Origin of the sequence: Bradyrhizobium sp. AZCC 1721 (genome assembly GCF_036924715.1) — a bacterium.
In the GTDB taxonomy this organism is placed as follows: domain Bacteria; phylum Pseudomonadota; class Alphaproteobacteria; order Rhizobiales; family Xanthobacteraceae; genus Bradyrhizobium.
In genome coordinates this window covers 7,133,541-7,154,877 of the sequence record NZ_JAZHSB010000001.1, presented here as the reverse complement: position 1 = coordinate 7,154,877, position 21,337 = coordinate 7,133,541, and the positions used below count along the sequence as shown (strand labels likewise).

Here is a 21,337-nt window from a genome sequence, read left to right as displayed (position 1 = left end):
GCCGTGCGCAACCGGCAGCTCTCATCACCGGCCGGCGAGGCAAACCTCCCCGGCGGGAGCCGGCGCAGCCGCGCGCTGCACCGGCTGCCTCCGCTCAATCCTTCAGGTAGGTGGCTTTCATCGTCTGCGAGTCGCCCCAAACCTTGAACTTCTTGCGGTAGTCCAGGTAGTGGTCGGCGACCTTCTTGAAAAGCGGGTCCTTGGCCGATTCCTCCGCCAGCACTTCCAGCCAGGCCTTCTCCAGCGTGGCCAGGTCCTGGTCGCTCCAGCGCTTGACCTGAACATTATACTTGTCGCGCATCTCAGCCATCGCCGCGAACTGGGCGTGGTCGCTCTCGGCGTAGTTGCGCATGATGTTTTCGCCGAGGGCGATCTCGATGATCGCCTTGTTCTGATCCGACAGCGCATCCCAGGCCGCCTTGTTCATCAGAAGCTCGCCCACCGAGACCTGCTGGTGCCAGCCCGGGAAATAGTTGAACTTGGCGATCTGATGGAAGCCCAACTTGGTGTCCATCGTCGGCATTGAGAACTCGGTCGCCTCGATCACGCCGCGCTCCAGCGCAGGATAGATGTCAGCCGCTGCCAACAACTGAGTGGAGACGCCGAGCTTCTGCATCACCTGTGCGCCAAGGCCGAAGAACCGCATCTTCAGCCCCTTCAACTCCTCGACCGACTTGATCTCTCTGCGGAACCAGCCGGAGGTCTCGGGTGCGATGGCGCTGGAGTCGATCGCAATCAGGCCGTGCTTGGCGTAGATCTCATCGCGCAACTGGTTGCCGCCGCCGAACCACTTCCAGCCAAAGAACTCGCCGACGGGCGGGCCGAACGGCACGGTGGTGAAGAAGGCGAGCGCGGGGTACTTGCCCGTGTGGTAGCCCGGCGTCGTCCAGCACGCTTCGATCGAGCCCTTCGATACCGCGTCGAAGCACTCCAGCGGCGGGATCAGCGCGCCGGGCTCGTAGAACTTGATCTCCAATTTTCCGCCCGACAACCGTTCGACATTCTTCGAGAAGCGCACGCCCGGGGGCCCCAGGTGTGGCAGTTGGCTGCCAAACGCGCTCTGCATCTTCCAGCGGACTTTTTCCTGCGCGTTTGCATCTGTAGACACCGCGGTGAGCGCCAAGGCGGATAGCCCCGCGAGTCCCATTAACAGTGTGGATTTCATCATGTTGCAGCTCCTCCCTTCGTTGCGCGCAATGCCCACTCCCGCAGCCCACACGGCCGCAATGGTTGCTCGACGGTACGTTCGTTAAGGTGGTTGCGTGCCGCTCCCTCGTCGCAGTCAAAGCAAGCATTTCGCGTGCCCGTGCGGCACGGCGAGTGCTCGATACCGGCACAAAAGGACTGTCGGTTCTATTGAGAGTGCGATGCCTGCCGACGGCATTCCCCGCTGCCAATTCGCCTCGAACGAAGACGTCGGCACGTCCCGTCTCGAAGAGCAGCTCTAAACAAGACTACACGATCCCACGCCCATCCAAAAGAGCTCACATTGGCCAGGGTGCCGCACAAACAACTAGTACAAGCCAGTGCCCCGATGTCCGACTCGGGTCCAAAAGCAGCCGCGAAGAGAGCGCGGACCGATCTTCGCTCTGCCGCAGACAACCGATGCGACGACAGGCTGGTTTCGGCCAAAGGCCCAATCCAAACTGGAGCCGAGAACGACTACGCGGCTGCCATGCCCATTCGTCGGCAGAAGCAGGATGGCTCGATCGGAATCTCCGCCAGCGCCTGCGCGAGGTCGCGCCCTTGAGGCGCGCAGGCCTTTGTCACTTCAGATCGCCCTTAGTGCGCCCTCAGCGCGTGACCTCAGGACGATCCAGCCTCTTGATGCAGCTCGCCACCCCGCATCAAGCGGCGGGCGATGTCGGCTGTCTGCAGAGAGGCGCGTTCTGTCGGTGAATGGGCCGCCAGATAGCGGGCAACCGCGATCAGGATGTGCCGGCCCTCGTCCGTGTCGCGCCACGCGCCGAACTGCCGGACTCCCGCCTCCAGCATCTGATACGCATGGAAGCCTGCATCTTCTCGCAGCACCGCATGCGCGAGCGTAGCGATCAACGCCTGCGGCGAATGGCCGAGCGTGAGATGCCGTGCCACCAGGCGTGCGGCGAGATCGACCTGTCTCTGCCGGTCGAAGGCGTCGAGCAAGGCGGCGCTGATCGTCTCTGGATCCGCGGGCAGATCATCGAGCTGCTCGCCGCCGTCGCCCGGGATGCGCGCCGGCGGCACATTGAGATAGCGAGCAAGGTAGAGCGCCATCGCTCCGTGCAATATGCCGCGCACGGCCGTGACGTGAGTGTCGATGCTGGCAGTCCCGATGCGGATCAGCAACTGGTGGACTGCGTTGGCGTAGGTGAAAACGTGATGCGCCGTCTCCCAGTCGGCGTGCTCGTTGGCATTGCCGAAGCGCGCCACCCTGAGCGCTGCCGCGTAGGCGAGGGATTGGCCAAGGTCGGCAGGAGCGGCACCGGCGCGAATCGCCCCCTTGAGCGCGTCAACGATCCTGGCCGGATCGTCACCGAGCAGCTCTTGAGCCAGTGCGGCGTGGCCCGACCAGTCGCGCGAGCCGCGTCCGGCAGCGAACAGGTCCGCGAGTTCGCTGGTTGATTTCTCACACAACGCAACAAGGTCAAGGGGCTGGCGCCAGGCAGTCGATTCCTCGGCGCCACGGGCCGCTACCATCTGACCGACGATAGTCGGCAGCAGAGCTGACGCGTGTTGCCAGCCGATCAGGTCGAGGCACTCAAATGCCTTGTTGATGAAGTCGAGCGAGTGTCCGGTGTCGGCGAAGGCCCGCTCGGTCTCGGCGGTGAACAGAACATCGGCGAGTTCAGCCGGGGAGAAGCCGGCAGCAATCGCCGTGAGCAGGGTGCGCTCGGCCGCCTCGCGATGGCGCACGTTTGTCCAACGCCGCAGCCAGCGTTTGAGCGCGGCCGGATCTGGTCGGCTTCCAAGCGGCGCGCGTTCCCGCCGCGGCGCCTCGCCGTCGCAGTCCGCCGCCACGCGGCGCGCGCCGTGGAATAGAGCGAGATAGGCTTCATCCTCCGGCAGCAAAGGCAGGATATTGGCGAGTGCCGTAAGGATCGTAAGACCGACGCTCCATCCGTCGCGATTTTGCGCCCCGAACAGCGCCACCTCCCGTACGATTTCGGTCTGCGGTACGCCGGCCGCGAGCTGACCATGTATGGCCTTGGCAATGACGAGGCCGAGGTCGTGGGCGAGGCCGTTCGCAAGCCGCTGATGCCAGTGCGCGGCGAGATCGGCATGCGTGAACGTGGTCTTCACCCAGACGTCACCATTGCGCACCTCGACCGGGCAGATCGGCACGTCGTCCGCCCACAGGTCGAAGGTGCAGCCGCTTTCGAGATCGAAGCGCGCGTGGTGCCAGTGACAGGTCAGGATACCGTCCTCGACGCTGCCGCGATCGAGCGGGAAGCCCATATGCGGGCACCGATTGTCGAGGGCGAAGGCACGTCCGCGGTCGTAGATGACAAGGATCGGACGATGGTCACCGCGCACAACGAGCCGCCCCTTGAGCTTCAGCTCCTCAAGGCTGCCCGCCAGCGCAAATTCCTTGCTCGGCGCGTCCATGAGCATACCTCCCATTGTCGCTTTGGGGGCGCTGCAGGTACTCCGCAACATAGGCATCCTCTCGCGCAAAGGCGAGAGGATGCGGTGGTGTTGGGGCTGCGCGAAAGTAACCGCACTGGATCACGCCGCTGCCGTTCTGAGCGTTACCTCAACGCGCACTGAAGGTGAGGCCGGCGCGCTCCGTCAGACGCTTGCGCAACGCCGGACCCATCAGCGCGCCCGGCGTCCATATGCCGCCCTCGCCCTGCACGTCGCGCACGAGGCAGAGAGCGCTCTCGGCGATCATCTTGCTGGTCGAGCCGTAGCCCGGATCGCGGTCGCCCTTGACGACCGTCTCGACCCGTCCGCCATCCGGCAACTCGCCCAGGAAAAGGATGTCGTAGAAGCCCTTCTCGCGCTCTTCCCGGGACGGGCCCGCGCCGGGTTTGAGACCGCCGGTCCTGAACAAGGAAAACACCGTGGCAAACGTCTCCGTCGTCACGCCGGCGATTTCCCCCAATCCCGGCGCGACCATCATCTCGTCGTAGACGAAATCCCTGCCGTAGAGATGACCCAACAGGAAATTCGTGCGGTGCACGTTCTTGGTGTTGACCGGCGCCATGGGGAACGGCACGAGCCATGCGTTCATGTGCGGGTCGTACTCGGGGATGAGGCCCGACGGCTGAGACGGCCCGGTGAACCCCGGCGTCAACGCGAAGGGGTCGGTCAGCAGCCCGATCAGGGCCGGGTCGCGCGCGGCGGCGGCCAATGTCGCCTGGGCGCTCGCCGCGGTGCCGCCAGACATGCCGCCTTTCACCTTGCGCAGGCGGGCTTTGACCCGCCGCGCCGGGCGTCCGAATTTCTCGCGCGCCTTCTCTTGCAGCGTGAGCACGCCGAGGTCGAACGGGATGGAATCGAAGCCGCAGGAGAAGACGATGCGCGCGCCGGTCCGTTTCGCCTCTTCGTGATAGGCGTCGATCATGCGCCGCATCCAAACCGGCTCGCCGCAGAGATCAACATAGGCCGTTCCCGCGGCTGCGCAGGCCGCCACCAGCCCGGGACCGTGGAGCTGATAGGGCCCGACAGTCGTGATGATCACGGCCGCACGCTCGCACATCGAACGCAGGCTGGCCGGCTCGTCGGCATCCGCCTTGAGCAATGGCAAATCATCCGGTGCGCCGATGTCGACACGCACCTTCTGGAGCTTGTCGGTCGAGCGTCCCGCGATCGCCCAGGACGGAGCATCGTCGCCGCGATAGGACGTCGCCAGATATTCGGCGATGAGACGGCCGGTGTAACCCGTTGCGCCATAGACGATGAGGTCGAGGTCCCGCTTCACGACGTTGGTCCTCCTCGAGTTCCCGCTGCCGAGCAGACACCTTACCATCAGGCGACGTCACTTTATGGCGCAAACTGCCACACTCCCGTCGTCCCTGCGAACGCAGGGACCCATACCGCGGGATCTGAATATTGGAAAAGGCTGGAGGAACAGCTTCCATAACCACGAAATCCTGTGGTTATGGGTCCCTGCGTTCGCACTAGGGCATGCACACATCTAGTTCAGGTGCGGCGGATTGACTCAGGCCTGCTGCAAGGATTCCAGAATCGGGAAGTCGTGTGATTCCTATTTCGGCACTTCGGCTTTGGCAGAGGTGTCGGCATGTTGTCACAGATTAATTGGACGCTGGGTCGGTTCGGGGATCTCCGCCTTGATAAAGGGGGGCGGCGCTGCTCGAATGCATGGTCGCGGGCAAAGATGTGTGTTTGCGGCGACTTTCGAAGGGCGATCGGGCGCTCGAGGTGCGGTTCAACCGCTTCCTGCGCAATCCCAAGGTGACAACGGAGCAGATCATCGAAAGCTGGAGTGAAAGCACAGTCGCAGCGGTCGAAGGCCGCCACGTATTGGCGATCCAGGACACCAGCGAGATCAACTTCCATCCCACGGCGCGGCGCCGCCGCGGTCTCGGAGAGACCGCCAAGGGCAACGTCCACGGCGTGCTACTCCATCCCCTGCTGGCAGTGGATGCCGACGACGGCACCTGCCTTGGCCTGTTGAGCGGCCAGGCGTGGACGCGCAAGGGCCGCCGCACCGTCTCACACGACCGGCGCGACTTGTCGGACAAGGAATCGCAGCGCTGGATCAGCACCGCCCTTGCAGCCAAGCCGTTACTGGCCGGCGCTGCCATGGTCACCGTGATTGGCGATCGCGAGAGCGACATCTTCGCGCTTTATGCGAGCGCGGCTGAGGAACACTTCCATGTGATCGTCCGCAGCATGCATGATCGCAAGCTCGCGGACGACACCAGTTTGTACGCAGCCATTGAGCGCAGAGCTGTGACAGACCGACGTGCCGTCTGGCTGCCCGCGCGAGTGCAACGGCCGGAGCGTGTCGCAAATCTCGAACTGCGCTTTGGTGTGATCGAACTGGCTCGACCGCAGACCAAGTTCCTGCGCCATCTGCCTAAGAGCTTGCCGCTATATGTGGTCGACGTCCGTGAACCCAATCCCGAAGCTGGCGTCGAGCCCCTTCATTGGCGGCTTCTCACCACCCACCCGGTAACCGGCAAAGAAGAGGCCTGGCGCATCGTCGAATGGTACAAGCGGCGCTGGCTGATCGAACAGTTCTTCCGCGTCCTCAAGACGCAAGGCTTCAAACTCGAAGACAGTCAGATCGGCTCAGCCGAGCGTCTCCTCAAGCTGGTCGCCATCGCCGCCAAGGCGGCGGTCATCACCGTCCAACTCTTGCAGGCGCGCGATGGCCGCGGCAAGCAACCCGTCAGCCTCGCCTTCAATGCCGATGAAGTTGCGGCGCTCACTGCCCTTAACGCACAGCTTGAGGCCAAAACCATACGCCTGAGCAACCCGCATCCATCCGATAGCCTTGCCTGGGCTGCCTGGATCATCGGTCGGCTCGGCGGCTGGGACGGCTACCCGTCATCCAAACCGCCCGGTCCAATTACCTTCAAACACGGCCTGGAATACTTCCACGCCGTCGCTGCCGGATGGAGCCTCAGAAATGTGTGCATGCCCTAGTGCGAACGCAGGGACGACCCGCGGATGGAGAACGCATCACGTCGAGGGTTTCTGCACTACCTTCTTCTGAAACGCCGAGAGCACCGCCCCCAGCGCCAGCATCGCCGCGGAAACATTCAGCGCAAACGACAGGCTGCCCAGCGCATCCGTGATCGCGCCGACCACGATCGGACCTAGCGTCTGACCGATGCCGAATGAAATCGTCATCGCCGCGATCGCGGTGGGCCAGGCTTGCGGCGGGTAGTTGAAGCGGACGAAGGCAGTGGTGGATCCGACCACGGCGAAGAAGGCCACGCCGAACACCAGCGCTGATATCGCCAATAGCCACACCGAGTGTCCGAAGATCGGCATCGCCGCGCCGATGGCATTGACACCGAGAATGATCGTGGTGGCGAGGCCGCCGCGATCGAGCGCCAGTACGCGGCGCCATACCCAGGGCGTGATAAAAGCGCTGACACCGATCAGGCTCCAGAACGCGCTCTGCGCCGCGGCACTACCACCGGCGTCGCGGACATAGGCGATCATGAAGGTCATGTAGGCGATGTAGCCGGCGCCAAACAGAAAGTAGCCGGCGAGATAGATCACGACCGGCGCGACGGCGAATTTGGCTGCCGTCGTTTCGGTCAGGGCTGCACCGGCATGAAACGGTGCGAGCAGGACCGGGATCGTCATGACGACCGCCAGCGCGGTCATCGCCCACCAGACCATCCACCACGAGCCCGGCCCAAAGCCCTGCAGCACGAACGGCGCCACCAGTCCCGACGCCAGGATGCCAATCCCGGGGCCGGCATAGAACAGGCTGAGCAGAAAATTCGCCCGCTCGGGGCGCGACTGCGCAATCGTCGCCGCCAGCGCGCCGCCGCCGACGAATCCGGCCGCGGCGCCGACCCCCGCCAGAAGCCGCGCGAAACTCAGGACGTAGAAATCGCCTGTGGTGGCGCAGAGCGCCAGCGACAGCACGCAGGCCAGCGTGCCCCATCGAACCGAAGCGGCCAGTCCAAAACGCCGGATCATGCGCGAGGCGAGCAGGGCGCCTGCGAGATAGCCGGCGGCGTTGATGGTGTTCATGAAACCGGCCGCGGAATAGCTCCAGGCCAGGGTGTCGCGCATGTCAGGCAGCACCAGCGCATAGGCAAAGCGGCCGATGCCGAGACCGACGGTCGGCGCCAGCGACAGAATGAGGATCAGCCGTGCGGCATGCGCGTAACTCGCGGGACGGTCGGGGGCGTGCAAAGGAATTTGCTCCGGCGGAACGGCATTGTGGCAGGCCGGCAGGGGGATGCACAGGCTCTGCGGCCGCAATGGTGTCTTGCCAATCGCGCAATGCCGCTCTAGCACTCCGCGCGGATTTCTTTCGCTCGTCAAGCCCGGCAATGACGACCAAAACACCAGTCTTGAGGTAAACGACATGGCGACCCATAAACTGCTGCTTCTCCCCGGCGACGGTATCGGCCCCGAAGTGATGGGGGAGGTGCAGCGCCTGATCGACTGGCTGAACGCGGCAGGCATCGCGTCATTCGAGACCGAGCAGGGGCTGGTCGGCGGCTCCGCCTATGACGCGCACAAGGTGTCGATCTCGGAAGGCGACATGGACAAAGCCAAGTCGGCCGATGCCATCATCTTCGGCGCGGTCGGTGGTCCCAAGTGGGACAGCGTGCCCTACGAGGTGCGCCCTGAGGCAGGTCTCCTGCGCCTGCGCAAGGATCTCGGCCTGTTCGCCAATCTGCGCCCCGCCGTGTGCTACCCGGCGCTCGCCGATGCTTCCAGCCTGAAGCGCGAGGCGGTCGAAGGCCTCAACATCATGATCGTGCGCGAACTGACCGGCGGCGTCTATTTCGGCGAGCCGAAAACCATCACCGATCTCGGCAACGGCCAGAAGCGCGCCATCGATACCCAAGTCTACGACACCTATGAGATCGAGCGCATCGGCCGCGTCGCCTTCGATTTGGCGCGCAAGCGCCGCAACAAGGTGACGTCGATGGAAAAGCGCAACGTCATGAAGTCGGGCGTGCTCTGGAACGAGGTCATGACGGCCGTCCATGCGCGCGAATACAACGACGTGACGCTGGAGCATCAGCTCGCCGATTCCGGCGGCATGATGCTGGTGAAGGCGCCGAAGCAATTCGACGTCATCGTGACCGACAATCTGTTCGGCGACATGCTGTCCGATATCGCGGCGATGCTCACGGGATCGCTCGGCATGCTGCCCTCGGCTTCGCTCGGCGAGATCGACGCCAAGACCAAAAAGCGCCGCTCGCTGTTCGAGCCGGTGCACGGCTCGGCGCCCGACATCGCCGGCAAGGGGCTGGCCAATCCGATCGCGATGATTTCGTCGTTCGGGATGGCGCTGCGCTATTCCTTCGATTTGGGCGCGCTGGCCGACAAGGTCGACGCGGCGATCGCAGCGGTGCTGGCGAGTGGATTGCGTACGGCGGATATCAGGTCCGAGGGCACGACGGCAGCCTCAACCACGCAGATGGGCGAAGCGATTTTGAAGGAATTGCAGAAGCTGCACGCGTAGGTGCAACAAATTCGGTGTCGTCCCTGCGAACGCAGGGACCCATATCCACAGCCGTTGGTCATGAAGCGAAAGCCGTCGACCAGCGTCCCTGAATCGAGAAGCCGCGGCGTATGGGCCCCTGCGTTCGCAGGGGCGACGGCGTGGTTATTCGATCTAAATCAATACAGCGGGAACTGGGTCGGCTGGCCGCCCAAATCTGAAGGCGGGTTGAGCGGCTGGCGGTCGATCGGGCGGTTGAGGTTTTCGCGCGCGAACGTTGGGTACCCGTACGGCGACGGGAAGGCGTAGTCCATGAACTTGCGGTCGCCGGGCAAGACTTCGGTGCCGGCATCGAGCCAGGAGCGCGTGGTGACGTAGACGCGGGTGCGCGGGCCCTGTTGGTACACCCGGTTGGGACCGTTTGCGCCGTAATAGGGACGGCCGTCCCGGTCATATCGCTGCTGCTTGGACTGAGCGCTGGCGGCGGTCACACCGATGGCGACGAGGGCGGCCGCGGCAAGCAACATCGCGAGCTTGCTCGCAGCAGGGAATTTTCGGGTCATTGCATCCTCGTCATTGTCCGCCCGTGACGGGCCGGCGGATCGTCAAATCTGGTTGCGTGCATTGTAGCCGCGGCAAGACCGTCGTCGCTAGGTCAATTGCGCCACACCGCGCCGGAATAATGCGGTGCGAAGCGAAAAAGTTTCATGAAAACAACTGTCTTGGCCGCTTGTTGCCACAATCGTGAGGTGCGGCGGAATTTGACGCCGCCAACGTGGGGCCTAAAGGGTGCCGCGCAGCCGCGGGTTATCGGCGTCCATCACCCAATCGGCAGACAGCGCCGGCGCGCCTGACGCCGCGCAATCGCTGCGCCTGACTTCGTCGCGGGCGAACAATTCCGTAAGTTTCGTATCGTTGCCGGCCGAAAGCAGGATCAGCCGGTTCAGCATGCAGCCGATCGCGGCGCGGCGGGCCGGCACACCCTCGCCCAGGCATGACCAGCCCGAGAGACGGAATTTCGGCTCATCGATGTGTTTGAAAAATCGGAGGCATGCGCTTGCGGCCTCCGTGCCGCCGATCCGGCGAAACAGCCTCACGGGGCCGAACTTGCTGTCGATGATCCCGGCAGCCTCCAGCTCGCGCGGGCCAGCCGGGTCCATCCTTGCGGCAAGGTAGCCGGCCGCCGAGCCGACCTGATCGATTTCTTCGCCCGGACGATAGATTTCGAGGTCGGCGACCGGCGTGACGCCGGGCCCGCTCCAGCGGAACACGTCCTTGCGGCCCCCCTCGGGATGCCGAAAAACCTCGTAAGTCTCTATCTTGCCTGGAAAAATGAACTGGCTTACGGCGAACGCCGGAGCCATGCGCCCGGCCTGGCTCCAGGCCTTCGGCGGCGCCTCCATCGTTGTGATATCGGGCAAATGCTGCCATAGCGCGATACCGCCAATGGCCATCAGCGCCAGCGTCATCAGATAGGCGCAGAGCCGTGCCAGCGTGCCGTAGACCTCGTCCACGAAGCTTACCAGCGCCGGGTGAATTGTCGTCCTATAATGGGAATCGGCCGAACCGGCCGGAAACGAATGCATCAAACGCCCAAACGCAACCGCCAAACGTTGTCATATCGGCGTTTCTCGCATAGAAGCGCTGCCTTCTCCCTTTCCGCTTGACGCGGCAGGGCGGCATTTTTCCTCGGAGAGTGAATGATGGGTTACAAAGTCGCTGTCGTCGGTGCGACCGGCAATGTCGGGCGCGAAATGCTCAATATTCTCGACGAGCGCAAATTCCCCGCCGACGAGGTCGTGGTGCTGGCCTCGCGCCGCAGCGTCGGCGTCGAAGTGTCCTATGGCGACCGCACCCTGAAGGTCAAAGCGCTCGAGCACTACGACTTCTCCGACGTCGACATCTGCCTGATGTCGGCAGGCGGTTCGGTGTCGAAGGAATGGTCGCCCAAGATCGGCGCGGCGGGTGCGGTCGTGATCGACAATTCGTCAGCCTGGCGGATGGACCCGGACGTGCCGCTGATTGTGCCGGAAGTGAACGCCGATGCGGCCGCGGGCTTTGCCAAGAAGAACATCATCGCCAACCCGAACTGCTCGACCGCGCAGCTCGTGGTGGCGCTGAAGCCGCTGCACGACAAGGCCACCATCAAGCGGGTCGTGGTCGCGACCTATCAATCGGTCTCGGGCGCCGGCAAGGATGCGATGGACGAACTGTTCTCGCAGACCAAGGCCGTCTACACCAATGACGAGCTGATCAACAAGAAATTCCCCAAGCGTATCGCCTTCAACGTCATCCCCGAGATCGACGTGTTCATGGAGGACGGCTACACCAAGGAAGAATGGAAGATGATGGCGGAGACCAAGAAGATTCTTGATCCCAAGATCAGGCTTTCCGCCACCTGCGTGCGGGTGCCGGTGTTCGTCGGCCATTCGGAGGCCGTCAACATCGAATTCGAGAATCCGATCACGGCCGATGAAGCGCGCAACATCCTGCGCAACGCGCCGGGCTGCCTCGTGATCGACAAGCACGAGCCCGGCGGCTACGTCACGCCCTACGAAGCAGCCGGCGAGGACGCCACCTATATCAGCCGCATCCGCGAGGACGCGACGGTGGAGAACGGCCTCGTCCTGTGGTGCGTCTCCGACAATCTGCGCAAGGGCGCCGCCCTGAACGCGGTGCAGATCGCCGAATGCCTGATCAACCGCAAGCTGATCACCGCGAAAAAGAAGGCGGCGTGAGCCCAGCGAATGGGGAGTGGCGCATGGCGAATGGAATTCATTCTATTCGCTACTCGCCATTCGCTATTCGCCCTCCCGCACGCTGCGAAACTCCTTCGCCTTCTGATCGAGCACGAATAGCGAACCCTCGGCGACGCCGAAATAGGCGCCGTGCAATTCCATCTCGCCGCGATCGACGCGGGCGCGCACGAACGGGAACGTCATCAGATTTTCCATTGAGCGGAAGATCGCGGCCTTCTCGATCCTGATCGTGAACTCCTGCATCGTCTCGCGCTCGCGCTGTTCGACGACCTCGCCCGGCTTGATGAACATAGCCATCCAGCGGCCGATGAAGTCGCCCGGCGACAGCGGGTCGATCTTGTCGATGAAGGCGCGAATGCCGCCGCACTGGGCATGGCCGAGCACGACGATGTGTTTGACGCGCAGCACGTTGACCGCATATTCCAACGCCGCGGAGACGCCATGGGCGCCGCCGTCCGGCTGGTAGACCGGCACCAGGTTGGCGACGTTGCGCACCACGAACAACTCGCCAGGGCCCGCGTCGAAAATCACTTCCGGCGAGACGCGGGAATCGCAGCAGCCGATCACCATCACGGCGGGCGACTGGCCGCGCTCGGAGAGTTCCCGGTAGCGCGTCTGTTCGGTCGGCAGCCGTTGCGAGGTGAAGGACCTGTAACCGTCGAGCAGATGTTGCGGGAAAGAGGTCATGGTGCCATGCCTAACCATAAGCCGATGACGGGAACAAGGCTTTCAGGCCGCCGCGCGAGATGATATCGCGGAGGCCTCAAGGTCACCAAGGAAACCAGCCCATGATCCGTCCGCGCCGCAGCCTGTTGTTCATGCCCGGATCCAACGCGCGGGCGCTGGAAAAGGCGCGCAACCTGCCGGCCGACGGGATCATCCTCGACCTCGAGGATTCGGTGGCGCCGGACGCCAAGGCAATGGCCCGCGACCAGATCGCCAAGGCGATCGCGGCGGGCGGGTTCGGCAAGCGCGAGGTGCTGATCCGGGTCAACAGTCTCGATACGCCCTGGTGGGTCGAGGACGTCACCATGGCCGGCAAGGCGCGGCCCGACGGCATTCTGGTTCCCAAGATCTCCACCGTCGGCGATCTCAACGCGATCGCCAATCGCCTCAGCGACATCAACGCGCCCACCTCGATCCGGGTCTGGGCCATGATCGAAACCGCGCGCGCGGTGCTGGACGCCGACAAGCTCGCCGCGGCATCGCGGGATTCCGAAACCAGGCTTGCGGGATTCGTGTTCGGGCCGAACGACATTTCGCGGGAAACGCGGATCCGCATGCAGCCGGGCCGCGCCACGATGATTCCGATGATCACGCACTGCATCCTGGCGACGCGCGCGCACGGGCTGGAAATTCTCGACGGTCCCTATAGCGACATCAGCAATATCGACGGCTTTGCGACCGAATGCGCGCAAGGCCGCGATCTCGGCTTCGACGGCAAGACGCTGATCCATCCGAGCCACATCGAGGCCTGCAACGCGATCTTCACGCCGCCGGCCGAGGAGGTCGAGCAGGCGCGCAAAATCATTGCGGCATTCGAAAAGCCGGAAAACGCCTCGCGCGGGGCGATCCAGCTCGACGGGCGGATGGTGGAACGGCTGCACGCCGACATGGCACGGCGGACGATAGCGATTGCGGATGCGATCGCGGCGATGGGGCATTGATCTTACCCTCCCCTGGAGGGGGAGGGCGCCGCTCATGAAATGAGCGGCGGGGTGGGGTGACGGTCTCTCCACATCCAGCAGTGCCCGAGCGGAGAGATCACCCCACCCCGTCTCGCACTCGCTGCGCTCATGCGAGCCGACCCTCCCCCTCCAGGGGAGGGTGGAGTGCGGAGCCGAACCTCTCCGCCGCCCAGGCATAGAGGCTGCCGGGAATCGGCTTTTCACCGCCGCGGCCTTTGGGCGAGATGTGCAGGCCGATGAGTTGCGGATCGGCAAGCAGGCCTGAAAAATCCGAAGGCTCGAAGAACAGCTTTGGCTCGGCGTGCACCGCATAGAACGACTGCTTCGGCAGCGCGTGCTGCAATTCGTTCGCGCGGCGCGCCAGCGCGGTGAGCGCGGCGGGGCCGTAGATCGCGACGCGGATGTCGGAGAGACGGCTCGATCGGCGACGCAACTGACGCAGCATGAAGGTGAGGCGATGACGCAGCGCCAGCCAGTCCGGCGTCAGGTCCTCCTGCTCCATCAGATCCTCGAACGCCCGTACGATCGGATCGTTTGCCGGCAGGTACAACACCGAGTTGCCGAGTTGGCGCCGGCGCTCCCACGCGAAGTAAGGCTTTGCCGGATCGACCTCGATCGGTTTGAGCAGCAGCACGTCGGCGTCGAGCCACAGTCCGGCGTTTTCTGCCATCAGCCGCATGCGGAAGAAATCGCTGAACTGCAGGATGGTCCAGTCGCGCCAGCTTCCATCAGCCTCGGGCGGGCGCAGCCGCTCGGAAAAGGAATGCGGCAGGATCGCTTCGGCTTCGGCGTTGCCGATGCCGTCGGGCAGGCCGGGCAGTGGATCGAAACTGTAGACGGTGACCTTGTGGCCGGCGGCAACCTGCGATCTGAGGCAGGTCAGTCGCAGCCCGTCGAGGCGGCCGTGCCAGAAGGTGACGACGTCAGGCCGCATCCGCGCCGCCTCCCTAACAAAAGAGCCCCGATTTTCGCCGGGGCTCTCGTAGCACAATCAGGCCCAGGCGCGCTCTTTCTTAAGCTTGGCCTCGTAGTCGTCGATCGAGGATTTCTTTTCCATGGTCAGGCCGATGTCGTCGAGGCCGTTCATCAGGCAGTGCTTGCGGAACGGATCGATCTCGAACTTGACCTTGCCGCCGTCGGGGCCGCGGATCTCCTGGTTGGCGAGATCGATGGTCAGCGTTGCATTCGCCCCGCGCTCGGCGTCGTCGAACAGTTTGTCGAGGTCTTCCTGTGAGACGCGGATCGGCAGAATGCCGTTCTTGAAGCAGTTGTTGTAAAAGATGTCGCCGAATGAGGTCGAGATCACGCAGCGGATGCCGAAATCGAGCAGCGCCCACGGCGCGTGCTCGCGGCTCGAGCCGCAGCCGAAATTGTCGCCGGCGACCAGCACCTTGGCGTTGCGATAGGCCGGCTGGTTGAGGACGAAATCCGGGTTTTCGCTGCCGTCGTCCCTGTAGCGCTGTTCGGAGAAAAGACCCTTGCCAAGGCCGGTGCGCTTGATGGTCTTCAGATACTGCTTCGGAATGATCATGTCGGTGTCGACATTGATGATCTTCAAGGGCGCCGCGACGCCTTCCAGTGTGGTGAACTTTTCCATCGATCGCACTTCCCGGTTGAAAAGGTGGGACGGGCCAGTGATTTATCGCGAATGTGGCCCCGGCAAAAGGCCAATTTGCGCATAGGCCGCCTGTTTTGGCGCGAACCGGCCTAGTCTGCGGCGGCCTCGATCGCCTCCATATCGGCGTCCGACAGCCCGAAATGATGCCCGATTTCGTGGATCAGGACGTGGCGGACGATATGGCCCAGCGTTTCCTCATGCTCGGCCCAGTAGTCGAGGATCGGGCGGCGGTAGAGCCAAATCATGTTGGGAAGGCGGGCTATGTCCTGGTTGCTCTGTTGCGGCAGGCCGATGCCCTGGAACAGGCCGAGCAGGTCGAACTCGCTCTGCGCCTGCATCTCGTCCAGGACCTCGTCGGTCGGGAAATCGTCCACGCGGATGATCACGCCCTCGCACAGGGTACGAAATCCCTTGGGCAGGCGCTCGAACACCTCATGCGCCATGGCTTCCATTTCGGCGAGCGAGGGCGCTTTTGCTTCGGTCCACATCACGTCGTATTTAGCGTGTGTTGTGCCCAGGCGCATACTAGTTTTGCGAGTTGATTTTGACGCGCCAATCGGTGACCGTACCGGGGGATCAGTTTTGGGTGGACTTCAATGAAGCGGATTGTGACGGTCGCCATATCGGCTGCCTTGGCCGGGCTTTTGCTCCCTGACGTGGCGGCTGCGCAGGCGCAGACGGCGTCATCAGTGCTGCGGACCGCGCAGGCGCCGCAGCCGATCGTCACGGATGTTTCCGCCCAGCGCCGGCGCCCGCTGCGGCGCGTGCCGATCTATCGCAGCGAGCCGTGGGCTCCCAGTGTCTATCCGCGCTACAACCCAGGGCCGAACGCCGTGCGCGATTGCACCGCACATTACGTGCAGGAGTACCGGCCGAGCGGCACGGTAATCACCCCGCGCATGAACTGCTGGTGGCGGCCGGGCTAGATTCGTCCCCTCTCTATTTTTCTGTCGAGCATTTTTCCGACAGGCGCCGAGTAGGGCCCTGTGGACAAACGCTGTTGATGTTGCTGACGGCGGTCTGCGCAAACCGTGCGCGCGAGATCGCGGCAAGCAGCATCCGTTCATGTTCGTGGCGCATTCTTCATGTTCATGGCGCACTCATTCACACCGCATTCAAGTCACTTGCTTCAGTCTGTGCACGTGTCGCGGCGATGCCGTTAGTTGATGCAAGCCATTCGGCGCAGACGTGCATCCGACGACCCGAGGAGACTGGATATGCAGGTAGTGAAGGTTTTTGGGCTTGCCGCCGTTGGTGCCTTGCTGGCGTTTGCCGCTCCGGCCGAGCGTGCCAATGCGCTGTCGCTCAGCAATCCCGGCGCCGCCGCGGCGGTTCAGGAGGATGCCAGGTTGGCGACGACAGAAGTGCATTGGCGACATCACGGCTACCATCACGGCTACCATCACCATCATCATCGGTGGCATCGCTGGCACCACCACCATCATCGCCATCACCACCATCATCATCGTCACTGGCACCGCTGGTGATTGCGGCAACTTGGCGCAGATGCCAACAGGCCCGCTTCATCGCGGGCCTGTTTCGATTTCAGCGATCGCCTTGAAACTGGCGAGATTACCGCCCGTTATCTCTGACATCAGCTTCAGCAAGAGGAGTCCATCATGAGGAGCTTGATCTCTGCAGCCCTTGTCGTCGGCGCGCTCGCGATCGCCGGGCCGGCGGCGATTGATAGGGCCGCCGCGGCGCCGCAGGCGAAGGCGCAAAGCGCCGGCACATCCGACGCCACCGATTTGAGCGCGCAACGGCGCTACTATCGTCACTATGGCTATTATCGTCCGTACTACCGTCCGTATTATCGCCCTTATTACTACCGGCCCTATTATTACGCGCGGCCGGTCTACTATCGGCCGTATCCCTATTACGCGCCCGCGCCGTTCACCTTCGGCATCGGGTTTGGACCGTTCTGGTAGTGAGCGTGCATAACTTCTGTCAGCCGCAGAAATCTCTTCAACGCACTTTCCTGCGCATTCATCGCTGAGGTCGGCGCATTCATGGCGCGTTCACGTGTCTGTCTCTAACGTCACGTTGGGAGCGATCGCAGAGGACGCGACGCGAGCAGCCGCAGAGCAGCGCGCGTCGCCGGTTAGGGAGGATAATCCATGACAACATCCGAACCCGGACGCGGCCTGGTCCGCCGTCTGGGCGTTACGGCTGCGGCAGTATTCGCGCTCGCAGCGGCATCACAACAGCGCGCCGAGGCGCTTTCGCTAGCAACCCCCGGAACGGCGCCGTCAGCGAAATATGCAACCGACGGACTGACGACCGAGATTCAACACCGCAGCCCGACGATCGGCGGTGGCTTCCGCGGCGGCGGCGGTGGCGGTTTCGCCGGCGGCGGCTTTCGCGGTGGTGGCGGCGGCGGTTTCCATGGCGGCGGCTTCCGCGGCGGCGGAGCGGCCTTTCACGGCGGCGGGTTCAGAGGCGGTGGGTTGGCGATCCACCGTGGCGGCTTTCGTCCGGCACCCGTCTTCCATGGCGGCGGACCCCGCTTCGTACATCGTCACGCCTTTCATCGCCCACACTTCCACCACCGGCGTCACTTCCACAGCCGCTTCTACTTCGCGCCGGCCTACTATACGTATCCGGCCTACTATTATCCGCTGCGCTGCCGCGTGATCTGGACCTATTATGGGCCGCGCAGGATCTGCAGGCCGCCCTGGTGGTGGCGCCACCGCTACTACGCCTATTGGTGAGACAGGTTGAAATGAAACAGGCGCCCGAAAGGGCGCCTGTTTTCAGGTAACGCTCCTGTTTTCAGGTAACACTACTGGCTCAATCCCAATCCTTGCCCCGCCACGGCTTGAGCTTCCAAGGCGTCAGCGTCTCCATCCGCCATTGCTGCCAGTGCTCCGGTGGCCAGTGGCTGAGGCGCGAGGCTTCCTTGGTGGCGACAGGCTGGAGGTCGACGATGCGCGGCGTCGTGCGGCGCCGCACCTGCCGCGTCGCCTCGCTGATCATATCGACAAATTCAGACTTGTCGGTCACGGCCAAGAGTCCCTCGCGAAAGCGCTCCGCAAGGGACCAGTGTGCGCTTTGCCTGTTAACGGGCCGTTTCCGGAATGTCTCGCTATCGAGACAAAGGAAAGCGTTAGCGCCAGTCCCGGACGTCGACGAAGTGTCCGGCGATCGCCGCCGCAGCAGCCATCGCGGGCGACACCAGGTGGGTGCGGCCCTTGAAACCCTGGCGGCCCTCGAAATTGCGGTTCGAGGTCGAGGCGCAGCGCTCTTCCGGCCTCAGCTTGTCCGGGTTCATCGCAAGGCACATCGAGCAGCCCGGCTCGCGCCATTCGAAGCCGGCCTTGATGAAGATCTTGTCGAGGCCTTCGGCTTCTGCCTGCTCCTTCACGATGCCTGAGCCCGGCACGATCATCGCATTGACGTTGGCGCTGACGGTCTTGCCCTCGGCGATCTTTGCGGCGGCGCGCAGATCCTCGATGCGGCCGTTGGTGCAGGAGCCGATGAAGACGCGATCGAGCTTGATGTCGGTGATCTTCGTTCCCGCCGTCAGGCCCATATACTTCAGCGCGCGGTGCTTTGAGAGCCGCTTGGCCTCGTCCTCGATCTTGTCGGGATCGGGCACGAAGCCCGAGATCGACACCACGTCCTCGGGCGAGGTACCCCAGGTCACGATCGGCGGCAGCTTTGCCGCGTCCAGCCGGATCTCGTGGTCGAAATGGGCGCCCTCATCGGAACGCAGCTTTTCCCAATAACGCATCGCGGCGTCCCAATCGGCGCCCTTCGGCGACTTCGGGCGGCCTTTCAGGAATTCGAACGCCTTTTCGTCCGGCGCGACCAGGCCGGCGCGGGCGCCGCCTTCGATCGACATGTTGCAGACCGTCATGCGGCCTTCCATCGTCAGCGCACGGATCGCATCGCCGGCATATTCCAGCACGTAGCCGGTGCCGCCCGCGGTGCCGATCTCGCCGATGATCGCGAGGATGATGTCCTTGCCGGTGACGCCGTCGGGCAACTTGCCGTCGACCACCGCGCGCATGTTCTTCGCCTTCTTCTGGATCAGCGTCTGCGTCGCCAGCACGTGCTCGACTTCGGACGTACCGATGCCATGCGCCAGCGCGCCGAACGCGCCATGGGTGGAGGTGTGGCTGTCACCGCAGACGATGGTGGTGCCGGGCAGGGTAAAGCCCTGCTCGGGACCGATCACGTGCACGATGCCCTGGCGCTTGTCGAACTCGTTGTAATATTCGATGCCGAATTCCTTCGCGTTCTCCGCCAGCGCCTTGATCTGCTCGGCGCTCTCAGGGTCGGGATTGGGCTTTGTGCGATCGGTCGTCGGCACGTTGTGGTCGACGACGGCGAGCGTCTTCTCCGGCGCGCGAACCTTGCGCCCCGTCGCGCGCAGGCCTTCGAACGCCTGCGGCGAAGTCACTTCATGCACCAGATGGCGGTCGATATAGAGCAGACAGGTGCCGTCTTCGGCTTCGTGCACCAGATGGTCGTTCCAGATCTTGTCGTACAGCGTAGTCGGTTTAGACATGAGCGTAAGCTCCAAAGGAAATTCTGTGTGAGCGGTTAAGCGCGAAAGGCGCAAGCTACAGACGTCGCAGCGTCAAGGTGCTCGCGTAAGCTCGGACGTGGCCGACGTCGTGAACCGCCCGAAGAAGCGGCCAGGCAGCCGCGAGCGGTCGTCGATGACGACGAGCTGAGCGGTGCCGAAGGCGGCGCTGGTGCGATCTAGAACCATTCCAGCCTCATATCACATGGCACATCCAAGTGCGATATGCGTTTGTTGCCACCGTCATTGCGAGGAGTGGGTCCGGCCTTGGTCTCTCCCCGTCATTGCGAGCGGAGCGAAGCAATCCATTTCTCGGAACGGGGATAGATGGATTGCTTCGCTGCGCTCGCAATGACGTGGAGGCGCAACAAAAAAGCGCGGGGCAAAACCCCGCGCTTTTGTCGCATCCCGTTCGGGAAAAGTTACTCGCCGACGGCGGCGGCGCGGTCCTGCTTCTCGACGATGCGGGCCGACTTGCCGCGCAGGCTGCGCAGGTAATACAGCTTGGCGCGGCGCACCTTGCCGCGGCGCACCACCTTGATCGAGTCGATCATCGGCGACATCACCGGGAACACGCGCTCCACGCCTTCGCCGTAGGAAATCTTGCGGACGGTGAAGCTCTCGTTGAGCCCGCCGCCGGAACGGCCGATGCAGACGCCTTCATAGGCCTGCACGCGGGTGCGCTCGCCTTCGACCACCTTGACGTTGACGATCACGGTATCGCCGGGGCCGAATTCGGGGATCGACTTGGTCGCCGACAGTTTTTCGAATTGCTCTTTTTCGAGCTGTTGAATGAGGTTCATTGAAATCTCCATCGGCGGCGCGCCCAGCCTTTCGGGGGCTGCGCAAACGTCCATCTATCCTGCGCGTGTGCGGATTTGGCGCTCGTATAAGGCATAGGCGGCCGCTTGTCACCCGTCTGTCGTGCTTTTTGTGCCTTTTTGGCCGCCCCTCGCCGCCCATAAATCCGGCCGCCGCGCCCGGGTCAGCGCCTCGGCCTCGGCCCTCCGCCATGCCGCCACCTTGGCATGATCGCCGGAGGTCAGGATTTCGGGGATGCCGCGGCCCTCGAACTCCTGCGGCCGCGTAAACTGGGGGTATTCCAGTAGTCCCTCGGAGAAGCTTTCGTCTACTCCCGAGGTCTGCTTGCCCATCACCCCCGGCAAAAGCCGGACGCAGGCGTCGATCAGGGCCATCGCGGCGATTTCGCCTCCTGACAGAACGTAGTCACCGACCGAGACCTCTTCGAGGTTCCGTGCCTCGATGACCCGCTGATCGACCCCCTCGAACCGGCCGCAGACGATCAGGGGCCCGGGTCCTGTGGCAAATTCGGCAACCATGGGCTGGGTCAATGGCCGACCCCGCGGGCTCATCAGGAGGCGCGGTCGGTCGGGAGAGATATCCGCGGCGTCGATCGCCGCGGCCAGAATGTCCGCCCGCAGCACCATGCCGGGACCGCCGCCGGCCGGCGTGTCGTCGACGCTGCGGTGACGGTCCGTGGCGGAGTCCCTGATGTCGCGCGCCTCCAACTCCCACAGCCCGGAGGCCAGCGCCTTGCCGGCCAGGCTGACGCCGAGCGGCCCGGGAAACATCTCGGGGAAGAGGGTGAGAATGGTGGCGCGCCAGGTCATACAAAACCCA

Annotated in this window: 23 protein-coding genes; 8 read left to right on the top strand and 15 right to left on the bottom strand. The window is 63.7% G+C overall.

Annotation, left to right across the window (positions count from 1 at the left end):
- Positions 1 to 94: 94 nt before the first annotated feature.
- The 3 genes from V1273_RS33970 to V1273_RS33960 form a co-directional block, all read right to left on the bottom strand.
- A complete protein-coding gene (locus V1273_RS33970; protein WP_334365638.1) occupies positions 95 to 1,168 on the bottom strand; it encodes a TRAP transporter substrate-binding protein in 1,074 nt (357 codons plus the stop codon).
- A 638-nt stretch (positions 1,169 to 1,806) separates the two neighbouring features.
- On the bottom strand, positions 1,807 to 3,588 hold the full coding sequence (locus tag V1273_RS33965; RefSeq protein WP_334412140.1) for a Rieske (2Fe-2S) protein: 1,782 nt from the start codon (positions 3,586 to 3,588) through the stop codon (positions 1,807 to 1,809).
- Positions 3,589 to 3,736: 148 nt separating this feature from the next.
- The gene (locus tag V1273_RS33960; protein WP_334412139.1) at positions 3,737 to 4,906 is read right to left on the bottom strand and encodes a saccharopine dehydrogenase family protein; all 1,170 of its coding nucleotides are present in this window, start codon (positions 4,904 to 4,906) and stop codon (positions 3,737 to 3,739) included.
- A gap of 401 nt (positions 4,907 to 5,307) precedes the next feature.
- Between V1273_RS33960 and V1273_RS33955 the strand changes: the two genes are divergently transcribed.
- Positions 5,308 to 6,600, top strand: a complete 1,293-nt coding sequence (locus V1273_RS33955; protein WP_334412138.1) for an IS4 family transposase — start codon at positions 5,308 to 5,310, stop codon at positions 6,598 to 6,600.
- Between the two features lie 36 nt (positions 6,601 to 6,636).
- Here V1273_RS33955 and V1273_RS33950 read toward each other — a convergent pair whose 3' ends face one another.
- Positions 6,637 to 7,833 (bottom strand): YbfB/YjiJ family MFS transporter, encoded by a 1,197-nt coding sequence (locus tag V1273_RS33950; RefSeq protein WP_334412137.1) that lies wholly within the window; start codon positions 7,831 to 7,833, stop codon positions 6,637 to 6,639.
- Between the two features lie 175 nt (positions 7,834 to 8,008).
- Here V1273_RS33950 and leuB point away from each other — a divergent pair, with 175 nt between their 5' ends.
- Complete coding sequence (gene leuB / locus V1273_RS33945; RefSeq protein ID WP_334412136.1) at positions 8,009 to 9,121, top strand: 3-isopropylmalate dehydrogenase; 1,113 nt, start codon at positions 8,009 to 8,011, stop codon at positions 9,119 to 9,121.
- Between the two features lie 158 nt (positions 9,122 to 9,279).
- On the opposite strand, the gene V1273_RS33940 is transcribed toward leuB, so the two are convergent.
- Together V1273_RS33940 and V1273_RS33935 are read right to left on the bottom strand one after the other, a co-directional pair.
- Positions 9,280 to 9,663: a hypothetical protein gene (locus tag V1273_RS33940; RefSeq protein WP_334412135.1), complete on the bottom strand. Its 384-nt coding sequence runs from the start codon at positions 9,661 to 9,663 to the stop codon at positions 9,280 to 9,282.
- Positions 9,664 to 9,882: 219 nt separating this feature from the next.
- Positions 9,883 to 10,614, bottom strand: coding sequence for a hypothetical protein (locus V1273_RS33935; RefSeq protein WP_334412134.1), 732 nt, complete (start codon positions 10,612 to 10,614; stop codon positions 9,883 to 9,885).
- 189 nt (positions 10,615 to 10,803) lie between these two features.
- Between V1273_RS33935 and V1273_RS33930 the strand changes: the two genes are divergently transcribed.
- Positions 10,804 to 11,838 (top strand): aspartate-semialdehyde dehydrogenase, encoded by a 1,035-nt coding sequence (locus V1273_RS33930; RefSeq protein WP_334412317.1) that lies wholly within the window; start codon positions 10,804 to 10,806, stop codon positions 11,836 to 11,838.
- A gap of 63 nt (positions 11,839 to 11,901) precedes the next feature.
- Here the strand turns inward: V1273_RS33930 and V1273_RS33925 are convergent, their stop codons facing one another.
- A complete protein-coding gene (locus V1273_RS33925; protein WP_334412133.1) occupies positions 11,902 to 12,546 on the bottom strand; it encodes a carbonic anhydrase in 645 nt (214 codons plus the stop codon).
- A gap of 101 nt (positions 12,547 to 12,647) precedes the next feature.
- On the opposite strand from V1273_RS33925, the gene V1273_RS33920 reads away from it, so the two are divergent.
- Positions 12,648 to 13,526 (top strand): HpcH/HpaI aldolase/citrate lyase family protein, encoded by an 879-nt coding sequence (locus V1273_RS33920; protein WP_334365630.1) that lies wholly within the window; start codon positions 12,648 to 12,650, stop codon positions 13,524 to 13,526.
- A gap of 127 nt (positions 13,527 to 13,653) precedes the next feature.
- On the opposite strand, the gene V1273_RS33915 is transcribed toward V1273_RS33920, so the two are convergent.
- The 3 genes from V1273_RS33915 to V1273_RS33905 form a co-directional block, all read right to left on the bottom strand.
- Entirely contained in the window at positions 13,654 to 14,481 is an 828-nt protein-coding gene (locus V1273_RS33915; RefSeq protein ID WP_334412132.1) for a hypothetical protein, read from the bottom strand.
- Between the two features lie 57 nt (positions 14,482 to 14,538).
- Positions 14,539 to 15,144 carry a 3-isopropylmalate dehydratase small subunit gene (gene leuD / locus V1273_RS33910; RefSeq protein ID WP_057842551.1) on the bottom strand — a complete coding sequence of 202 codons (606 nt, stop codon included), beginning with the start codon at positions 15,142 to 15,144 and terminating at the stop codon, positions 14,539 to 14,541.
- A 110-nt stretch (positions 15,145 to 15,254) separates the two neighbouring features.
- Positions 15,255 to 15,653: a metallopeptidase family protein gene (locus V1273_RS33905; RefSeq protein ID WP_334369077.1), complete on the bottom strand. Its 399-nt coding sequence runs from the start codon at positions 15,651 to 15,653 to the stop codon at positions 15,255 to 15,257.
- Positions 15,654 to 15,761: 108 nt separating this feature from the next.
- On the opposite strand from V1273_RS33905, the gene V1273_RS33900 reads away from it, so the two are divergent.
- The 4 genes from V1273_RS33900 to V1273_RS33885 all read left to right on the top strand — a co-directional run bounded on the left by V1273_RS33900 (position 15,762) and on the right by V1273_RS33885 (position 17,876).
- On the top strand, positions 15,762 to 16,091 hold the full coding sequence (locus tag V1273_RS33900; RefSeq protein ID WP_334365627.1) for a hypothetical protein: 330 nt from the start codon (positions 15,762 to 15,764) through the stop codon (positions 16,089 to 16,091).
- 291 nt (positions 16,092 to 16,382) lie between these two features.
- Positions 16,383 to 16,652, top strand: coding sequence for a hypothetical protein (locus V1273_RS33895; RefSeq protein ID WP_334365626.1), 270 nt, complete (start codon positions 16,383 to 16,385; stop codon positions 16,650 to 16,652).
- A 132-nt stretch (positions 16,653 to 16,784) separates the two neighbouring features.
- A complete protein-coding gene (locus V1273_RS33890; protein WP_334379769.1) occupies positions 16,785 to 17,093 on the top strand; it encodes a hypothetical protein in 309 nt (102 codons plus the stop codon).
- Positions 17,094 to 17,282: 189 nt separating this feature from the next.
- Positions 17,283 to 17,876 carry a hypothetical protein gene (locus V1273_RS33885; RefSeq protein ID WP_334412131.1) on the top strand — a complete coding sequence of 198 codons (594 nt, stop codon included), beginning with the start codon at positions 17,283 to 17,285 and terminating at the stop codon, positions 17,874 to 17,876.
- A 79-nt stretch (positions 17,877 to 17,955) separates the two neighbouring features.
- Here V1273_RS33885 and V1273_RS33880 read toward each other — a convergent pair whose 3' ends face one another.
- From V1273_RS33880 to trmD, 5 genes are all read right to left on the bottom strand, one after another.
- Positions 17,956 to 18,168 carry a hypothetical protein gene (locus tag V1273_RS33880; RefSeq protein ID WP_334365623.1) on the bottom strand — a complete coding sequence of 71 codons (213 nt, stop codon included), beginning with the start codon at positions 18,166 to 18,168 and terminating at the stop codon, positions 17,956 to 17,958.
- Between the two features lie 103 nt (positions 18,169 to 18,271).
- Complete coding sequence (leuC, locus tag V1273_RS33875) at positions 18,272 to 19,678, bottom strand: 3-isopropylmalate dehydratase large subunit (protein WP_334412130.1); 1,407 nt, start codon at positions 19,676 to 19,678, stop codon at positions 18,272 to 18,274.
- A gap of 72 nt (positions 19,679 to 19,750) precedes the next feature.
- Positions 19,751 to 19,885, bottom strand: coding sequence for a hypothetical protein (locus tag V1273_RS33870; protein WP_334412129.1), 135 nt, complete (start codon positions 19,883 to 19,885; stop codon positions 19,751 to 19,753).
- Between the two features lie 233 nt (positions 19,886 to 20,118).
- Positions 20,119 to 20,499: a 50S ribosomal protein L19 gene (gene rplS / locus V1273_RS33865; RefSeq protein ID WP_028348467.1), complete on the bottom strand. Its 381-nt coding sequence runs from the start codon at positions 20,497 to 20,499 to the stop codon at positions 20,119 to 20,121.
- 108 nt (positions 20,500 to 20,607) lie between these two features.
- On the bottom strand, positions 20,608 to 21,327 hold the full coding sequence (trmD, locus tag V1273_RS33860; RefSeq protein ID WP_334365621.1) for a tRNA (guanosine(37)-N1)-methyltransferase TrmD: 720 nt from the start codon (positions 21,325 to 21,327) through the stop codon (positions 20,608 to 20,610).
- Positions 21,328 to 21,337 lie beyond the last annotated feature (10 nt).